General features: G+C 35.3%; 12 protein-coding genes. 6 read left to right on the forward strand and 6 right to left on the reverse strand.

Annotated features, from left to right (window positions below; all coding sequences use genetic code 11):
* The first annotated feature begins 73 nt into the window (after positions 1-73).
* The 4 genes from gldD to tnpA all read left to right on the forward strand — a co-directional run bounded on the left by gldD (position 74) and on the right by tnpA (position 3,735).
* Complete coding sequence (gldD, locus tag VB798_RS04025; RefSeq protein WP_323256227.1) at positions 74-697, forward strand: gliding motility lipoprotein GldD; 624 nt, start codon at positions 74-76, stop codon at positions 695-697.
* Between the two features lie 104 nt (positions 698-801).
* Positions 802-1,527, forward strand: a complete 726-nt coding sequence (locus VB798_RS04030; RefSeq protein WP_323256229.1) for a nitroreductase family protein — start codon at positions 802-804, stop codon at positions 1,525-1,527.
* Positions 1,528-1,548: 21 nt separating this feature from the next.
* Positions 1,549-3,015 carry an amidohydrolase gene (locus tag VB798_RS04035; RefSeq protein ID WP_323256231.1) on the forward strand — a complete coding sequence of 489 codons (1,467 nt, stop codon included), beginning with the start codon at positions 1,549-1,551 and terminating at the stop codon, positions 3,013-3,015.
* A 258-nt stretch (positions 3,016-3,273) separates the two neighbouring features.
* The gene (gene tnpA / locus VB798_RS04040; protein ID WP_323256233.1) at positions 3,274-3,735 is read left to right on the forward strand and encodes an IS200/IS605 family transposase; all 462 of its coding nucleotides are present in this window, start codon (positions 3,274-3,276) and stop codon (positions 3,733-3,735) included.
* A 172-nt stretch (positions 3,736-3,907) separates the two neighbouring features.
* Here tnpA and VB798_RS04045 read toward each other — a convergent pair whose 3' ends face one another.
* From VB798_RS04045 to VB798_RS04065, 5 genes are all read right to left on the reverse strand, one after another.
* The gene (locus tag VB798_RS04045) at positions 3,908-4,393 is read right to left on the reverse strand and encodes a hypothetical protein (RefSeq protein ID WP_323256235.1); all 486 of its coding nucleotides are present in this window, start codon (positions 4,391-4,393) and stop codon (positions 3,908-3,910) included.
* A gap of 362 nt (positions 4,394-4,755) precedes the next feature.
* On the reverse strand, positions 4,756-6,108 hold the full coding sequence (locus tag VB798_RS04050) for a vanadium-dependent haloperoxidase (protein WP_323256237.1): 1,353 nt from the start codon (positions 6,106-6,108) through the stop codon (positions 4,756-4,758).
* 44 nt (positions 6,109-6,152) lie between these two features.
* Positions 6,153-9,425, reverse strand: coding sequence for a VCBS repeat-containing protein (locus tag VB798_RS04055; protein ID WP_323256239.1), 3,273 nt, complete (start codon positions 9,423-9,425; stop codon positions 6,153-6,155).
* 196 nt (positions 9,426-9,621) lie between these two features.
* Positions 9,622-11,205, reverse strand: a complete 1,584-nt coding sequence (locus tag VB798_RS04060) for a SusD/RagB family nutrient-binding outer membrane lipoprotein (protein WP_323256241.1) — start codon at positions 11,203-11,205, stop codon at positions 9,622-9,624.
* A gap of 26 nt (positions 11,206-11,231) precedes the next feature.
* The gene (locus VB798_RS04065) at positions 11,232-14,312 is read right to left on the reverse strand and encodes a SusC/RagA family TonB-linked outer membrane protein (protein ID WP_323256243.1); all 3,081 of its coding nucleotides are present in this window, start codon (positions 14,310-14,312) and stop codon (positions 11,232-11,234) included.
* 653 nt (positions 14,313-14,965) lie between these two features.
* Between VB798_RS04065 and VB798_RS04070 the strand changes: the two genes are divergently transcribed.
* Together VB798_RS04070 and VB798_RS04075 are read left to right on the forward strand one after the other, a co-directional pair.
* Positions 14,966-16,198, forward strand: coding sequence for an ROK family protein (locus VB798_RS04070; protein WP_323256245.1), 1,233 nt, complete (start codon positions 14,966-14,968; stop codon positions 16,196-16,198).
* A 263-nt stretch (positions 16,199-16,461) separates the two neighbouring features.
* Entirely contained in the window at positions 16,462-17,007 is a 546-nt protein-coding gene (locus VB798_RS04075; RefSeq protein WP_323256247.1) for a hypothetical protein, read from the forward strand.
* 76 nt (positions 17,008-17,083) lie between these two features.
* Here the strand turns inward: VB798_RS04075 and VB798_RS04080 are convergent, their stop codons facing one another.
* A complete protein-coding gene (locus VB798_RS04080; protein ID WP_323256249.1) occupies positions 17,084-17,956 on the reverse strand; it encodes an AraC family transcriptional regulator in 873 nt (290 codons plus the stop codon).
* Positions 17,957-17,969 lie beyond the last annotated feature (13 nt).

The raw sequence follows: 17,969 nt of genomic DNA on the forward strand, positions 1-17,969 counted from the left end.
TCTCGACAATCAATTTATCATATTCAATAAAAACTTCATCCATTTGAATGAAGTTTTTACATTCAAACAATCAATGATTTATCAAAAAGGATTTTTTCATCAAATTAGTGCAAGCTTATTAGCTTGCACTTTTCTTGTTTTCGGACTAAGTAGTTGTAGAAAAACAAAGGACGATAGCGATTTCGTACCAAAGCCTAAAGGTTTTAACCGCATAGATTTGCCTTCAACGCATTATGTTCAACTACTTGAAAATCATCCTTATACTTTCCAATATTCCAGTCAGGCAATTATTAAGCCTGATACCGTAGCATGGGCAGAACCTCATTGGCTTTATGTGTATTATCCAGCTTACAAAGCGATGATTCAACTTACCTACAAATCGCTTGATAATAATCCGACTAAACTTTCTAGGCTTATTGATGATGCTTATAAATTAGCAGCAAAACATAGCCAAAAAGCATCATCTATTCAAAATTCTATCCTCACGACTCCACAAGGCCAGAAAGTAATGTTGATGAGATTGGAAGGAGAAGTACCTACCTACCTACAATTCTACACTACCGACTCAACAAAGCACTATTTACGTGGAGCACTTTACTTTAACACAGCCTTGAAAAGTGATTCACTAGAACCCGTTATTGAATACCTTAAAAAGGATGTTATTAAAATGGTAAACACCCTTCAATGGAAACAATAATCTAAGTCATCATATCATTGTAGTAAGCCAGTACTTAGGTATTGGCTTTTTATTTTAAGGATTTTCGAGTAAATTACATTTACAAATTATCCTAACCATAAAATATGTTTGGCTCCACATTTCAAAGCATTGTAGATAGACGTCGCTCGGTAAGAATTTTCGATAACAATGCTCCTTTTGATGAATCCGTCGTTTCTAAATCCTTAGCATTATCAGTACTTTCTGCAAATAGCAGTAATATGCAGCTTTGGGAGTTTTATCAAATTAAAACTAAAGCTGTTCATGAAGCGCTAACAAAAGCTTGTATGGGGCAATCGGCTGCTAAAACGGCTAGTCAGTTAGTTGTTTTTGTGACTCGCCAAGATAAATGGAAAGAAAGAGTACAATGGAACATCGACAAGCTTGAAAAACAATTTGAAGGCAAAGAATTAACTAAAAAAGACCTTAGAGCTTTTGATTATTACAAGAAATTAATGCCATTGGTTTACAGATATGACCCATTCGGCTTTAATACCTTACTTCGTAGTATTATCGTATTTTTCATGGGCTTTAATAAACCCTTCTTGAGAATTCGTAATCATGGCGACCAGCGAGTAATGTGCCATAAATCATGTGCATTAGCGGCTCAAACATTTATGTTAAGCATGGCATCAGAGAGTTATGACACTTGCCCAATGGAAGGTTTTGATAGCGACTTAGTTAAAAAAATCTTAAAGCTTCCTTCTTCAGCAGAAATTAATATGATTATAGCATGCGGCATTGGAAAACCTGAAGGTATTTATTCAGATAGAGTCCGTGTGCCTAATCAAGAGGTAATATTTGAAGTATAATTAACAAACTATCTTTATTTTATGAAAAAACCATTATTACTCGCCCTCACGCTCATGTCATTTTTGGGAAATGCCCAAAAGAAAAAAGCAAGCACAACTTCATCTTCAGAAACCGACAAGCAAACTATTATCAGCAACATCGATAAACGCTTCGATGAGTATGCAGGTATATCAAAACAGATATGGAATTTTGCAGAATTGGGTTACATGGAAGAAAAGAGTTCTTTACTTTTACAAGAACAGCTAAAGAAAGAAGGCTTTACGGTACAAGCAGGCATAGCAGGGATTCCTACTGCATTTGTTGCAAGCTTTGGAGAAGGCAAGCCTGTGATTGGTATTTTAGGTGAATACGATGCTCTACCCGGTTTAGCTCAACAAGCTGTTCCTGAGATTAGTCCTATTCCCAACCAAAAAGGCGGTCATGGTTGCGGACATAATTTATTCGGCACTGCATCAGTCGCTGCTGCCGTTGAAGTAAAGAATTGGCTAATAAAATCTGGTCAAAAAGGAACTATCAAGATTTATGGTTGTCCCGCAGAAGAAGGTGGTTCGGGTAAAGTTTATATGGTACGAGAAGGACTCTTTAATGATGTCGATGTAGTACTTCATTGGCATCCTGGCGCTCAAAATTCAGCCGATGCGGGTACTTCTTTAGCCAATAAAAATGCTAAGTTTCGCTTTAAAGGAATTGCTTCACACGCTGCTGCATCTCCAGAACGTGGACGTTCTGCTTTAGATGGTGTTGAAGCAATGGATATGATGGTTAATATGATGCGTGAACATATCCCACAAGATACTCGTATCCATTATGTGATTACAAAAGGCGGTGAAGCACCCAATGTAGTACCTGCTTATGCCGAAGTATATTATTACGCTCGCCATAAAGACCGTGAGATTCTTCAAGGTGTATGGAAGCGTATAGAAAATGCAGCACAAGGTGCAGCACTAGGAACAGGCACTAAAGTTGAATGGGAAGTATTAGGAGGTGTATTTAATTTGTTGCCAAATATTACTTTAGCCAATGTAATGCACAATAACTTGGCTAAAGTTGGCGGTGTAGTGTACAATGAAGAAGAAAAAAAGTTTGCCATATCATTAAGCGAGACTTTAGGGGAACAAAAACAGCCTATCGAAAATGCAGCCTTGGTTAAAGATTTTCGTGATGGCTCAGAAAGTGCAACAAGCGGGGGCTCTACTGATGTAGGCGACGTTAGTTGGACAGTTCCAACGGTAGGATTACAAACAGCTACGTGGGTTCCGGGTTCATCAGCGCATAGTTGGCAATCAACCGCTGCAAGTGGTATGGGTATCGGGCAAAAAGGTATGATTGTAGCGGCTAAAACTTTAGCTTGTACAGCATTAGATTTATTTAAAGACCAAACATTAATTGACAAAGCAAAAGCAGAATGGACACAAAAAAGAGGTGCTAACTTTAAATACGAAGCTCTTTTAGGCGACAGAAAACCTGCTTTAGATTATAGAAAGTAATAGAAAGCCTTGATTCTTTGCTATAAACATTCAAACCCAAAGGATTATTTAGTTCTAAATCCCGAAGGGATTAAATGTTTATAGCAAAAAAATGAGAAGATTGTTCGACTCTGATGGAGTCGTATCCTTTATCTGTTTTACTCTATAAATATTTGACCATTTCATGGTCATTGGACTCCTAATTTGTCTTTTCTATAAACATTTAGTCCCTTCGGGATTTAAAAACGAATAATAATATACACACTACCTTCTAATAAAATGGCAGGAACATTTTCACAAATCTATATCCAAGTAGTTTTTGCCGTAAGAAGCAGAAACAGTTTAATTCATTCTACCTGGGAGGAAGAACTTTACAAATACATCTCTGGAATTTGTAAAAATAAAGGACAAAAATTGTTGGCTATCAATGGAATGCCAGACCATATCCATATTCTGATTGGGCTAAAGCCATCATCTTGTTTATCAGATTTAGTCCGAGAAATTAAAAAATCATCAAATGATTTTATTAATGAAAAAAGATTTACTACATCAAAATTTCAATGGCAAGAAGGATATGGTGCTTTTTCTCACAGCCATTCAGCACTGGACAATATCATAAGTTATATCAATAACCAAAAAGAGCATCACCAAAAACATACCTTTAAAGAAGAGTATATTTCATTTCTAAAAAAATTTGAAATAGCATTTAAAGACGAATATCTGTTTGAATGGATTAGCTAATTTTGATGGAAATTAATTTGACTCTTTCAGGGTCTAAGAATAGTATATTGTATTCATTCTGCTATACGCATTTAATCCCTTGGGGATTTTATTGACAGAAAATATTTTACAAGTAGAAAAACTACGTGCAGAGCATGAAGCTCAGTCACTAAAATAATACGTTCATCTATTTCTATTGGATTTTAAAATACTTCATTGTCAAATTAGACAAAAGTAAATTTTCTATATTAACCTTTTGGTGTTTGATACTTTTCAAATGTTTTGTTAAAATATCATTTAAAGAAGGCATATATTTTACTTCTAAAAATTCCAGTATTTTTTGATAAGCTTTCATCAAAAATTCATCTCCAAACTGACAGGAAACCATGACGGTTCTTGGATTATTAGAAGCACGAGCCATACCAAAATAAAAGACAGATTGGTCAATAGTAGAGTCTTCGTAAAGAATAGGGCTTTCTGAATTCTCAAATGACTGGTATAAAATTGAATTGAGTTCATTGAGTAACAAAGTAGATTCGTCTGCTTGTGTTTTGAAGTGTTGCTGTAGTTCTGGCGTGTAGATTGTTTCAGATAATTTGCCATATACCTCAATCCGTTGACTATTGATTTTGAAGATATTAAGCAAGCCTTTCAGTATTTCTTCGTTGATGATTTTCATGATATAATTGTGTTCATGTGAAAAACGGATGATTAAAACCTCTATTAACCATTAACAAAATGTCAATCTATTCAAAGTAGAAAACCTGTTCAATTCAATATTCTATTTCAAAAAAACACTTCTTCCTCAAATCGCAAGCATACAATTAAGCAAAAAAATTATACCAGTTAAAACCCATGAAAACTTTGTTATTTTTTGTGTAAATGACTCTACAAGAGTAGTATTAAAGGGGAGAAAGAAGGCAATATTTTTACGCACTTCCTAGTACATACGTTGAGTGAATACATCAACATTCAGTATTCCACATTTTAAAAATGGAGAATACTGAATAATAAAACTGAGAATGAATTAGTTTCAATCCTTTATTTCACAAAAGACGAAACACCTAAATCCTGCATCTTTTTTACTATATGTTTACCTAAGTTTGCACCTTGTGTTTGTCCGTTTTCGATGGAGTCTTTGAAGTGAATACCACCATAAAATCGAGAAATAGCGGCTTCTGAGGCGGCCTGTTTAAATGATTTAAATGAACGTTGAGGAATACCAAACTCAACTTCTACAACATCGGTATAGGCGAAATTATCGCCGACTAAATGCGTTAGAACTGTTGCTACTGCAGAGGAAATCACACTATGTCCACTGGTATATTCTGGAAAAGGTGGAGTTTGTAACAAGCCTCGCCAATTAGGGTCTATTTGCTCATTGATAACAGTTTCAGGTCTAATTCTATTACTCCTATATTTTTCATCCCAACATGAAATAAAAGCATCAGCCATCGTAATGCCTACCATCGCATGCCAACGTACTGCTTCAGCTAAGTTCACTTTTTTCTGTAAACAAGCTATTCCTGTAATACCCATCCAGTGTCCGCCCGGAGATATTTTCTTAGTACCAAAACTAACATGACCTTTCTGATTTAAGAAAAAGGGGTTGCAATCCCAAAAATTGGCAATATGAATTTGTTCTTTTGTGAGATGCTGAGTAGCATCATAAACGTCTTTTGCAAGCTTATAAAATGCACTATTTTTGTCTTTACTATATGGAATAACCGTCTCTGGCTTGAATTGAGCAGCGCTATCTAACACAAAAGGACGGAGAGTTCGCCAGTGTGGTTCGTAAGCTTCAGTATATGCTGGTGGTGTTGGTTGCCAATAACCCTCTTTATTGATAGGAGTATAACGTAAATAGCCACTGGTTTTTACATAGCCATCTTTAGCTGCATACTTTACTAAACGTTTCACCACTGAATCAGCATAAGTAATAGAGGCTTGCAAAACTTGTGGAGTTATTTTTCCAGACTGTACTGTCTTTTGTACTAATTCTTTACGAGCACTTTCTAAGGTATAACCTGAGGGCAACAAATCTTCACCCATTCTTAGTAAAGAATAAATAGCGGCAAAGTCTTCTGCGATGGGGACTGTAGATTTTAAATCTTCAAAGTTGGGATAGGCATTTAACTTTCCCTTCAGCTTTACTAATTTGACATTGGCAGTATTATGCGACAAAATTTCATAGGGAGCTAAATTGGCATAAGCATAATAACGTGCAGCTGCACATGGACCTGTAACATCGCTTACCATAACGTCGGTAAGTTGCTTTAAAGCTTTCACGTAAGCTTTTGTATCTGTCACAGACGGCGTTTCTTTAGCATGTATAGTATTTTGTAATAATACTCCTAAGCATATCATTACATATATAAAACTTATTTTTTTCATTTTCCTTATTGCTTTATCAGTGGTTATAAATCAATTTACTACTCTTATTTATCTATTAATTGATAACTCGAAACAGTATCGTTATTTCTAAAAAAATGTACTTGTTGACCGTTTTTATTTTTCGTGGTCAAAATATCTCTCACTTCTCCTTTTACCTGAAAGCCAGCTTGATATTGTGGTAAATATTCAAATTGACAATTCCTTTTATTGATGAAAAGCATTCCATAATTGGCATCCATCTTTCCTATTTTGATACGACTATGAAACTGATTTCCTGCTAAAATCAAATCATCAAAACCATCTTTGTTGACATCTATCAAATTAATGGCATAAACTGGCGCAAATTGGGCTTCAATTGGTAAAGCTATAGGCTGAAACGTCCCATTTCCCTTATTTTCTAGCACGACAGATTGAAAAGTATTCGCTGTTAGCGTATCTGCTAATTTGAGTTGCTCAGGACTTAACATATCTTTCAGTTCGGCTTCGGCATAAGAGGCATAATTAGTAAACTTTCTACGCAAAGCGAATACCTGATTTAAAGCCTCATCACGACTTACCAACGGGTAAGCTTTCCCTTGAACATAATAACAAAGAAATGGGTCAATGGCTTCGTTTTGGTCAAAATCACCATAGACTAATGATACAGGCTCTTTGTCTGAAGGTTTTAGCTGATTATTTAAGCCATAATTGCCCATAATCACATCCAAATCTCCATCGTTATCCAAATCAGCTAATTCCATTGTATTCCACCACCCTTTCAGTTCTTCTCCTACAATAGCACTAACGTCTTGAACAAATGTACCTTTATTGTTTATCCAAACAGTTATGGCTTGCCAATCTCCAGCAATAATTAGGTCATCCCAGCCATCTTTATTAATATCTAAGCTTTTAGCAGTCGTAACCATTCCTAGCTTATCAAAAGCTGGTGCTATTGTTTTGGTAACATCTGTGAAAAAACCTTTTCCGTAATTTTGTAACAATCTGCTCGTTACTGCAAGTGGATATGCGCCAGGTACTCCCCTCCCACCAATGAATAAATCGACATCACCATTATGATCAAAATCTAAAGCAACTACACAAGCATCACTATTCAAATCTCCTGTAATTAAATTGTCTTCTTTTTTTGTAAAATGTCCTTTCCCATCATTCAGATACAATCTATCTTGAAGTAACAAATCATCTGGCAGATAAGCATAACCTCCACTTACTACATACAAATCAAGGTCTCCATCTTTATCAACATCTAAAAATAAAGCATCAGTATCTGTGCACATGATATCTGATTCTATACTTGTTTGCTCAGTCCCAAGCCATGAACCATCAGCTTGTTGAAGTACAATAGCACCCGATTGCCCTTTTGAACCACCTATATATATATCTTCCAAACCATCCCCATTCACATCTCCTTTGACTACTTTTGGTCCAACATAGGATAGCATATTGGGTAACAATAACTGACGTTTGAAATCATTATAATCATCCTCAACATTTCCGTAGGGAATTGTATCATTTTTGACAGCTACAAATAAGCTGGCTGTAGCTTTTGGAAGAATAGCTTTAGTACTTTTCTCTGGACTTACACTTAAAACTTGATTTGCCTTTAGTGATTTAAATAGCTGAGAAGTTTGATTAGCAAAAACTACTTTGACGCTATCTATTAAAGTATGTTCGCCAACGCCAAAATGCAAAGGCATCAACATACATGACTGAAATCCACGGGTTGGGTAATATTCACGATATTGCATTTTCCCTTGATGATATACCCAAACCTTAGCTCCATAATTGCTACTTTTAGCCATATCACTAAACTCAACCTTTAGGTAATGTTGCGATGAAGTAATTTCATTTTGATAAATAGTAGCCTCTTTATTAACATTACTGGTAATAATTTCTAAATCACCGTCATTATCTAAATCGGCATAGACGGCACCATTCGATAATAAAAGTTGATCGCAGTGCCAATCTTTCGTTTTATTTTCAAACTGCAATTTTCCATTATTTCTAAAAATATAATTCTGAGTAGCCGTAGATGGCATTTCTTTCAAAATATCCATCATGGCTGTCGGATTTCCCTGAGCTGCTTTAAGTTCTTTGTCTGCATAAAACTTCATAAAATCCATGTTGGTATAATCACGAAGGTACCCATTGGTAACAAACAAATCTTTAAATCCATCATTATCAAAATCTGCCACTAAAGGCGACCAACTCCAGTCTGTGTTAGAGATTCCACCTAATTGGGCAATCTCACTAAAAGTACCGTCCCCATTATTAAGCTGAAGCATATTGCGCATAATCTGGTGATAAAAACCATTGCGAATCATGCTTTTGTAATTTTCATAATTCTCTGGGCCATACAACAGCTTTTGTCTGCGATTGTCTTCAGGTAGCATATCAAGGGTGAAAATATCGGGTAAACCATCGTTGTTCATATCCACGACTTCGTTTCCCATCGAAAACTGGCTCAAATGCCCAACTGATTGTTCCAATTTATCCGTAAAAGTACCGTCGCCATTGTTGATATACATGTAATCTTGTTCGATATAATCGTTAGATACATAAATATCAGGCCAACCATCAAGGTTAATATCAGCAATAGCAATGCCTAATCCAAAACCTAAAGGATTGCCTTTGATATGAGCTTGAGCACTTACATCTACAAACTTTCCATTTTCATTTTTGAGTAAACGGTCTCCAGCAGTTTCGTCCCGCTGGGCTTTTAGCACCGAGGCATCAAAGCGTTTATAATCTTTGATGCTATGGTTGAGTAAAAAACAATCTAAATCACCGTCTTTATCATAATCAAAAAATGCAGCTTGTGTAGAATTAGTGGGAGAATCAAGGCCGTAAGCTGCGGCTTTTTCTTGAAAAGTGAAATTTTTTTGATTGATATACAACTTATTACGTCGTGAATTTGCATCACCATCACCTGAATAACATACATAAATATCTAGCCAACCATCTTGGTTAATATCTACTAAAGTTACACCAGTTTTCCAGCCACTACCTTTACTTATGCCAGCTTGCAAAGTGACATTTTTAAATTTCAAACTCCCTAAGTTTTGGTAGATATGGTCTTGCACCATATTACCAGTAAAATACAAATCTAATAATCCATCATTATTCAAATCTCCAACTGCTACTCCACCACCATTATAAAAGTATTCATAAGCCAATACATTGTGTTTTTCGGTTTCGGTCAACTGATTCACGAAAGTTACACCAGACTCAGTAGAAGGAACAAGTCGAAATTGGGCATTTACAGAAATTGTAATTAACCCAAACAACATCTGTAGTAACAATGAATAAGTCAATTTCATACGATTCTAAATTTGGAATGAATTATCAGTTAGGGAATATTAAAAATCAAAATATAAGTTAATATAATTAAGATACCAAAATTTTGAACTTCTCTATTATTCAAAATGCCTCCGTAAACAGAGGCATTTTGATAATAGCTTTAAAATTTTAACAGTACTTTGGTCTATAGGTTAAACCTAAAGACCAAAAGCCAAATTATTGTTTATCCCACCACATACGAGTAGTAAATAAATCAGCTCCTTGTTGAGCAATTGCAGCATTGTACTGAGTAGCATTTTTACTTGCTTCCGACTGAGGGTATTTCAAACGGCGAGGAATAACACCACCAGTTTCATTACCTACGTAGTTAGTCGGAGTCAATACTGGGTATCCAGTACGTCTCCAGTTTGCATACGCTTCGTAAGAGTTCAAGAAGTTAACAGCCCAATATTGTGTATGGATTTGTTGCATCTGAGTATCTGTAGTGGTAGCAGTATATGGATGAGCTGTCAAATAAGCTGTAACAGCCGCATCAGAAATAGTTGCACCATATAAACTAAACATTTTCATAGCCGCTGTAACACCTTTGTTGTAGTGAGTAGCCGCTTGGCCATCGCCCCAACCACGAACTGCTGCTTCAGCCAATAAGTACTCAACTTCTGCATAAGTTTGGAATACTGTTGGAGCTGCTGGACTAGCGATATAGTTTAGGTTTGCTTCAGAATATTCAGCCAAAGAGTTATCACCCCAAGTAGGAATCAACGTTTTGATTGTCGTAACGTCATAACCATTTGGTAAGCCTTTTTGTACAGCAGGAAGTGAACTTGTTGCTAATTGTGTAGCATCAGCATTCCCTTGCCACAAAGTAGCAATGTATGGCAAACGAGGGTCATCATTGTTTTTCAAGAAAGAAACAAAAGTACTACTCAATTTGCTATTAGCTTTACCTTTTAAGTTAGCAGCATCATACTCTTGTGTTCTCAAGGTATTACCATCTAAGTTACGATTGTTATCGTTGGTATTTTGATGATTAATCTTAGCAAGATCATCATTACTTTGCATTACACCAGCAGCGATAGCTTTTTTCACCCAAGTTTGTGCAGAAGCCGCATCAACTTTAGTTAAACGCATTCCCAAACGAAGCATTAGAGAGTTCGCAAAACGTTTCCATTTTGCTACGTCGCCACCATATACAGGGTCAGCAGCACCATAAGTTGCTTTAGAAGCATCTAAAGCACCACCAGCAGCTTCTAATTCTTTCAATAAATCCGCATAAATATCTGCTTGTTTGTCATATTTAGGAGAATACACGTTAGACAAATAACCTTTACCAGCCTCAGAGTAAGGAATATCACCATAAAGGTCAGTCATACGGCTATAGATATAAGCTCTCCAGATTCTAGCAATGTTATACTTATTGCTTAAAGCTGTATTATCTTTTGTTAAAGATACAATTTGCTCAATTTCTTTTACTTGGTTTTGGTAACCAGTATCGAAATAAGCACTGTAATATTCAACGTTCGATAAGTATTTATCGCCAGACCAGTAAGTGTTCAATGAAGCAAAATGTTGAATCATTGCACCACAGTAAATTAAATTAGCACGATGGTTTTCGTATCCAGTACCTGCAGTTTTAACAATGTTATAAGTAAACAAGTTTTCTAAAACTGGGTCAGTAAGAGCGTTAGGATTCTTGTTCATTTCTTCGAAACCACTATCGCATGATGTTGCTAACAATGAGGCTGCCGTTAGCATACCTGTTAGCATTAATCCTCTTTTTTGTTTTATATATCTAATCATTATTTCAAAAGTTTTGAGTAAAAAAACTAGAATTTAGCCATTAAGTTCAAGCCGAAACTACGAGTAGTTGGCACACCAAACATTTCTAAACCTTGAGCGTTACCGTTGTTGTAAGTAGATTCTGGGTCAACATTTGGCACGTTGTTGAACAACATCAACAAGTTACGAGCTACAAAAGAGATACTCAATGATTGAATTGGTGATTTACCCAATACTGATTTAGGGAATGTGTAACCAAATGTCAATTGTCTCAACTTTGCGTAATTAGCATTATAAACAAATTCATCCGTGATAGTAGTTGAGATTCCAGTGAAGTAATCTTGAGCTGAGATAGTTTTAGTAAACGCCTCACCATTTTCATCAACACCTTTAACTGTTACTCCTGTTTCTCTGATACCATTTTCAACAGTTCTTTGAGCCAAACCAAATCTAGTAGCAAAAGCATTCGTTGCAGAATACAATGAAGCTCCGAATTTAGCATCAATCAAGAAACTCATGTTGAAGTTTTTATAGCTAAACGAGTTAGTTAAACCCATTGTTACTGGAGGTACACCTCTACCCAATTGAGTAAACTCTCCTTGAATTGGCAAACCTGTAGCTTTGTTAAAAACGATATTTCCAGCAGCATCTCTCTTAGCTCTATAACCAGCAATCATACCGAATGGCTGACCTTCAAAGTTGTAGATATAACCGTTACGAGTTCTAGATTCGTCCATAGAAAGTGTTTTCAAACCTGGAGCAATTGTTACTACTTTGTTATCATTATAGGCAAAGTTGTAACTAACATCCCATTTGAATGAACTTGTTCTTACTGGATTACCAGTTAATAACACCTCAACTCCTTTGTTCTCAACACGACCTACGTTCAATAATACATCTTGGTAACCACTTGCTGAAGAAACAGAAGCTTTAACAGCATCATTCGTAGTGACACGGTTATATAATGTCAAATCGATTCCTAATCTATTATCCAAAGTTTTCAATTCAAATCCTAATTCAGAAGTAGTAGTAGAGTTTGGTTTCAACGTTGAGTTTGGAATTGTGTTGCTACCAATATTCATCAATGGATATGAGAAATATGGGTTCGATTGTAAAGTATATGGCAAGTTCAAAGCATAAGCACCTGGATAGCCACCACCTACAGTTGCATAAGAAGCACGTACTTTACCATAAGTCAACCAATTTGGACGAGAAGCTAAAGCATCAGAGAAAACAAAACCTGTACTTACCCCTGGATAAAAAATGTTATTATTACTAAGTGCTAATGTAGAGAACCAGTCATTACGGCCTGTTAGCGTCAAGAACAATAAATTTTTGTAAGAAAAGTCAGCCGAGCCATAAACCGAGTTCACAGCAATTTTACTATATTCATAATTCCAGTTACTTGAAATCAAGTTACTTGGGAAATAATTGAATGGAACGTTGAACTGGCTACCACTAATACCTGTAGCTTCATTAGTTCTTAACATCTTGTTACCCCCAACAAAAGCGTTAACTGAAAAATCACTAAATTCTTTTTGGAAACCTACAATTACTTCAGCATTCGTTTCTATAATCTTACGTTCACTTTGACTCATGCTACCTTGTGTACTATAAGCTAGACCTGTAGGCTCTATTTGCCAGAATTTCAATTGGTTATAATCTGTACCTAAACGACCTTTTGCATAGAAATTATCGTTGAAGTTATAACGCAAGTTGAAAGATCCCATGAAACGGTTGCGATCATCTGTGTTTTTTACTTTTGTAGTAGCAAAATATGGGTTTTGAGCATACACGTTATCATTCCAAAGAGATTCATAGCCACGGCTATCAACTCCTGGAGCTAAAGTACGAATATCAATACTTGTAGCCAATAATTGCGCTGCTACGTTAGGGTTTTTAGGGGTATCAGACAAGAAAGAGCGATTTTCGCCTTTTTCAAGATTGTACTGCACAACACTTTCAAATACAAGTTTATTAGAAAGTCTTCCATTAGTACTTAAGTTAAATGATTTACGACCAAAAGTTGAGTTAGGCACTACACTTTTCGAGTCTGCATTCGACATAGAGAAACGGAAGTTTAAATCCTTGTTACCACCAGATACAGCCAAAGTATTAGAGAATGTACTACCTACATTATAGAAATTCTTGATGTTATCTTTTTGAGCTACATAAGGACGAGAAACACCATCAGCTTGAATTACAGGAGAACCATCTAACTTAGCACCCCAAGACATTCTTCCAGCAGCAAGTGCTTCGTCAACTGTAGTTGGTTTCGCACCACGTGTACCAGCACCATATTGGTATTGATAATCAGACAATTTCAATGGCACTTCAGCAGTATAAGTTGAATTGAAATCAACACCTAAACCTTTTTGCCCTTTACCACTTTTAGTTGTAATTAAAATTACACCACTACCAGCACGGAAACCATATAAAGCAGCAGATGCACCACCTTTTAATACAGTAACAGATTCGATATCGTCTGGGTTGATTGAGTTCAAACCATCACCAGTATCGAAACCGCCCCACATACCAGCAGAGTTTACGTTAGTATTGTCAATAGGTACCCCGTTGATAACATACAAAGGTTGGTTATTACCACCCAAAGAACCATTACCACGAATGATTACACGGCTAGAACCACCAGGACCAGTAGCTGTACTTGTAGCGTTTACCCCTGCAATTTTACCAGAAAGAGCATTACCAAGGTTTAATTCACGAGCTTGTGTAAATTCGCCACCTTTTAGCTCAGTTACAGCATAACCAAGCGCTTTTTTGTCTTTCTGAACACCCAAGGCTGTTACTACTACCTCATCAAGACTTTCAGCCTTAGCGTCCAAAACAACATCAACAACTGTACGATCACCAACTTCTACTTCTTTAGTAGCAAACCCTAACGAGCGAAAAATTAAAATACCACCTTTAGGAACATTAATACTATAGTTACCCGAAACATCGGTTACTGTTCCTTTGGCAGTTCCTTTAAGAAGGATGTTAACCCCTACCAGGGCAGATTGATTACTGTCGGTTACTTTACCTTTTATCGCTTGCGCAAAAAGTTGCGAGCTTGAAAAGAGTAGTAATGCAGTAATTAACATTGTAAAATTACTTTTGCATGCTTTCATTTTTTTTAAGATTACAGTGAAAAATAGACTTTTTTAATAAACATGACCTTGGCCAAAATACTTAACAGATGGCTTCAGGGCGGGACTTGGGTTTTTGTGTACATGACTATATTATTAATTAATTTGACATTCAATTGATTATTTCAGTTGCACAGCCCACCTCTATTTTTTTATATTACAAGCAAATTTATTTAATATTATTCATCAAAATAAGACTATTTCTTAAATTAAATTTACATATATTTAACATATAATAATTTTATTTAAAATATCTCATTTCCTCTTTTTGATTAAAAAGTTAATAAATATAAGAAAATACTGTAAGTGTTGACCAAAATTATTAAAAAATCTAAAAAAAAATGCAAAATTTTCTTTAAAACGGAAATATATTGCCTATTTTGAGAAAAATTCAAACCTACATCATATTTTTACAAAATATTAATTAGTAAAAAATATTAAAAATTAAAGAACGAATTATTTACATTCCTGACAACTCGGTTGTAAGGAAATTTATTTTTTTGTTCTTTTGTAATGAAACCATTTTAACTATCGCTTTTTAGCTCAGTAAAGAAGCCTTTCTAGGAAGATTTACAGGGTTGATTATGCTCAAAATTGATAACCTTATTTTTCACATAAACTCCATTGATTAAAACATGTCTTTCACTTCCATAGAACCTTCTGAATTAGAAGTATTTGATAAAGAATCGATTGTCGATAAGAAGAAAAATAGTTTAAGACGTAAAATATTACAAGACTTATACTTTAATGGCAATAAAACCATCGCTCAATTAACTAAGGAGATACACTCTAGTGTGCCTTCGGTTACGGCTTTATTAGAGGAGTTGATGGATGAGCATTGGATTATTGAAATTGGTCCTGCCGAAGCACAATTTGGTAGGAAACCTATTCTATATTCATTGAATCCCAAGAATCGATATACTATTATATTGGATATTGCTGTGCATCGTTCCAAGGCTGCCATCCTCAACTTGCAAAATCAAGTTCTCTTTGAAGAAGATTTGCATTTTTGTTTAGAGGACAGTCCGCTTATTTTAAATAAAATTGCTGCTTCAATCAACGAAATTGTAGCGAAGTACGGCATTGGTCTTAGTGAGCTTATCGGAATTGGGATTTCGATGCCGGGCTTAATTAATCCAAGAAGTGGTTTCAATTATACTTACAGAAGAGTAAATCCTGAAACGCAGTCAATGATTGAATGGCTTGAAAATAGTTTTTCATTACCTTTTTATCTTATTAATGATACTCAAGCCACTATAATTGGTGAAAATCAATTTGGCTTGGCTAAAGGAATGCAAAATGTTTTCTCTGTTAATATGGACTGGGGTGGCGTTGGTTTAGGAATTGTATTAAATGGAAAGGTATTTCAAGGTTCAAATGGTTTCGCTGGTGAACTTGGGCATATTCAAGTAAAAGAAAACGGAGAACTTTGCCATTGTGGAAAAGTAGGTTGCTTGGACACCCTTACTTCAGCAGCTTCCTTAATACGTAGAATTAAAGAATGTCTGAAAGAAGGGAAAGTCTCTAAATTAGCAAAAACAAATCTTGAAGAAATTGATATAGAATTCGTCATCAAAGTTGCCAACGGTGGCGATGCCCTAGCGATTGATTTACTGTATGATATTGGTAAAGAAATGGGAAAAGGGCTTTCAATAGCAGTACATTTGTTTAATCCAGAAGCGATTGTTGTTAATGGAATTCTGGCTAAAGCAGGCAGATTTATCAGTAACCCAATCGAGCAAGCTATCAATAAATACTGTTTGGTAGATTTTAAAAGTAATTTAAGTATCGAGATTTCCACTTTGGGCGAGTCTGCCAGAATGCTTGGTACACAAGTATATCTAATCGAAAATATTATGGTTTCATAATCATACTCATTCATAAAGTTTAAGTATATCATGGTTTCTGTTGACTATGATATACTTAAATTGCTTTTTGTATTCGTGCACCTAACTTCTATTCTGCTTATCCATTTTGAATTAATCCAATAAAATATCATCAAGTATACTCTTAATTTCCTTCTTTTTCACCTGTAAATTATTTATCATGCTGATAATCACTGTAAATTTGGATTTTGATTAACTTTTTGAGTATTTTTATGGTCACGCCTCCATTCTAATTCGCCAGAGTAATGAAAAAGATTCTATTTATCATCTGTGTTATAACTTTAGCAAGCTGTCAAAAAAATGTTTATTTGACGGGTTCATTAATGCACCAACTTCAAGAAAATGAACTTGACCTCACTCGAATACAATTTTATAATGACAATCCACTTTACCTAGAAAGGGAAGTACCTTCTTCAGATGCCAATATCAAGTCTGGGAAAGTAGTTTTTAAAAATGGTAGATACATCAATAGAATTGCTTTGGAAAAAAATACTCCCGGTATTGTACAAACTGAAAATAATGGACATTTAATGATTGCTTTTGAAAAAAGTAATGAAGAAAGTTCATTAAGGTTTGGGCCTGTAGCGGGTGAAAAAGGAGAATACTTTTATCAATTGGTTGACAATAATGGTAGTCCTATGTTTTCTCGCATAGATTACGAAGGAAGTAAATACTTAGTAATCTACAAAAAACCAAGAGTACGCATTATGCTTTCAAGAAGTGTTTTTACCAATATGAAGGTAAAAGTAAGAAGAATGAAAGGGAATAAAATAAAGTCGCAGTATAAATAAATCTCAGATTATAACAATATTCATTGAAGAGTAAGCTCAAAAAGGCTTGCTCTTTTTATTTATATCACATTGGTATCTATCTTATAGAAGACCTCATCCAAATTTGTGGGCTAACTCCTTTTGCTTTCTTAAAGTATCTATTAAAGTAATTAATATCCGCAAAACCACATTTCCATGCTGCTTCATTAATTTTGGTATCAGGGAAAGTATCTAGTATGGAACAGACCATTCCTAAACGATATTCATTGATATAAGTAGTAAATGTTTTTCCAGTTTCCTTCTTAAAAAAAGAGCAAAAAGCTGCGGGACTCATCGAGGCTATTGCTGCAATTTTTTCCAGAGAAATTTTTTCATTGTAGTTTTCCATGATGTATTTTACAATGATCTGCATGCGCTTCATATTTTTGCTAATACCATTTGACACCTTGTTGGCGGGACCAATTATTAAAAAATCTTCTTGTTTACTTAATAAACTTATAAGTTTCATCAATGACGTCAGTCTGGTGATACTACCCTCATGTTGCATTTTTTTTAATATGATGATTATCTTTTCAGCCGTTTCACCCACTATCCTCACGCCATGTTGAATAGAGCGCAATCTGTTTACTAAAGAAACCCATTCACTAAAAAAAGCTAGCCCATTACTTAAAAACGAAGGGTGAAACTGTACAAACAACACTTCTCTGGATCCATCAGGATTACAGGTCTGAGGATCGAACATCCAACAATGTGGCAGGTTTGGTGGAGCAAAAATAACCTCTCCTTCATTGAAAGATTCTACAAAATCGCCCACCATACGGTAACCCGATCCTTTTTTAACATATAATATTTCAATTTCTGGATGAAAGTGCAGGGAAATTTCCTCCTTATAGTTCTTCTTTGAACAGACATAACGGTATGAAGCTTGAAAATCAGCATCTATTTGTTCAAATTTCACTTTATCGGTCATTGCGAAGCCTTTA

The sequence above is a fragment of the Arcicella lustrica genome (genome assembly GCF_034930985.1).
Lineage (GTDB): Bacteria > Bacteroidota > Bacteroidia > Cytophagales > Spirosomataceae > Arcicella > Arcicella lustrica.

What these genes read in the sequence shown, in the direction of transcription:
- gldD (WP_323256227.1), top strand. Translation starts at nt 74, where the DNA reads ATGATTTATCAAAAAGGATTTTTTCATCAAATTAGTGCAAGCTTATTA.
- VB798_RS04030 (WP_323256229.1), top strand. Translation starts at nt 802, where the DNA reads ATGTTTGGCTCCACATTTCAAAGCATTGTAGATAGACGTCGCTCGGTA.
- VB798_RS04035 (WP_323256231.1), top strand. Translation starts at nt 1,549, where the DNA reads ATGAAAAAACCATTATTACTCGCCCTCACGCTCATGTCATTTTTGGGA.
- tnpA (WP_323256233.1), top strand. Translation starts at nt 3,274, where the DNA reads ATGGCAGGAACATTTTCACAAATCTATATCCAAGTAGTTTTTGCCGTA.
- VB798_RS04045 (WP_323256235.1), bottom strand. Translation starts at nt 4,393, where the DNA reads ATGAAAATCATCAACGAAGAAATACTGAAAGGCTTGCTTAATATCTTC.
- VB798_RS04050 (WP_323256237.1), bottom strand. Translation starts at nt 6,108, where the DNA reads ATGAAAAAAATAAGTTTTATATATGTAATGATATGCTTAGGAGTATTA.
- VB798_RS04055 (WP_323256239.1), bottom strand. Translation starts at nt 9,425, where the DNA reads ATGAAATTGACTTATTCATTGTTACTACAGATGTTGTTTGGGTTAATT.
- VB798_RS04060 (WP_323256241.1), bottom strand. Translation starts at nt 11,205, where the DNA reads ATGATTAGATATATAAAACAAAAAAGAGGATTAATGCTAACAGGTATG.
- VB798_RS04065 (WP_323256243.1), bottom strand. Translation starts at nt 14,312, where the DNA reads ATGAAAGCATGCAAAAGTAATTTTACAATGTTAATTACTGCATTACTA.
- VB798_RS04070 (WP_323256245.1), top strand. Translation starts at nt 14,966, where the DNA reads ATGTCTTTCACTTCCATAGAACCTTCTGAATTAGAAGTATTTGATAAA.
- VB798_RS04075 (WP_323256247.1), top strand. Translation starts at nt 16,462, where the DNA reads ATGAAAAAGATTCTATTTATCATCTGTGTTATAACTTTAGCAAGCTGT.
- VB798_RS04080 (WP_323256249.1), bottom strand. Translation starts at nt 17,956, where the DNA reads ATGACCGATAAAGTGAAATTTGAACAAATAGATGCTGATTTTCAAGCT.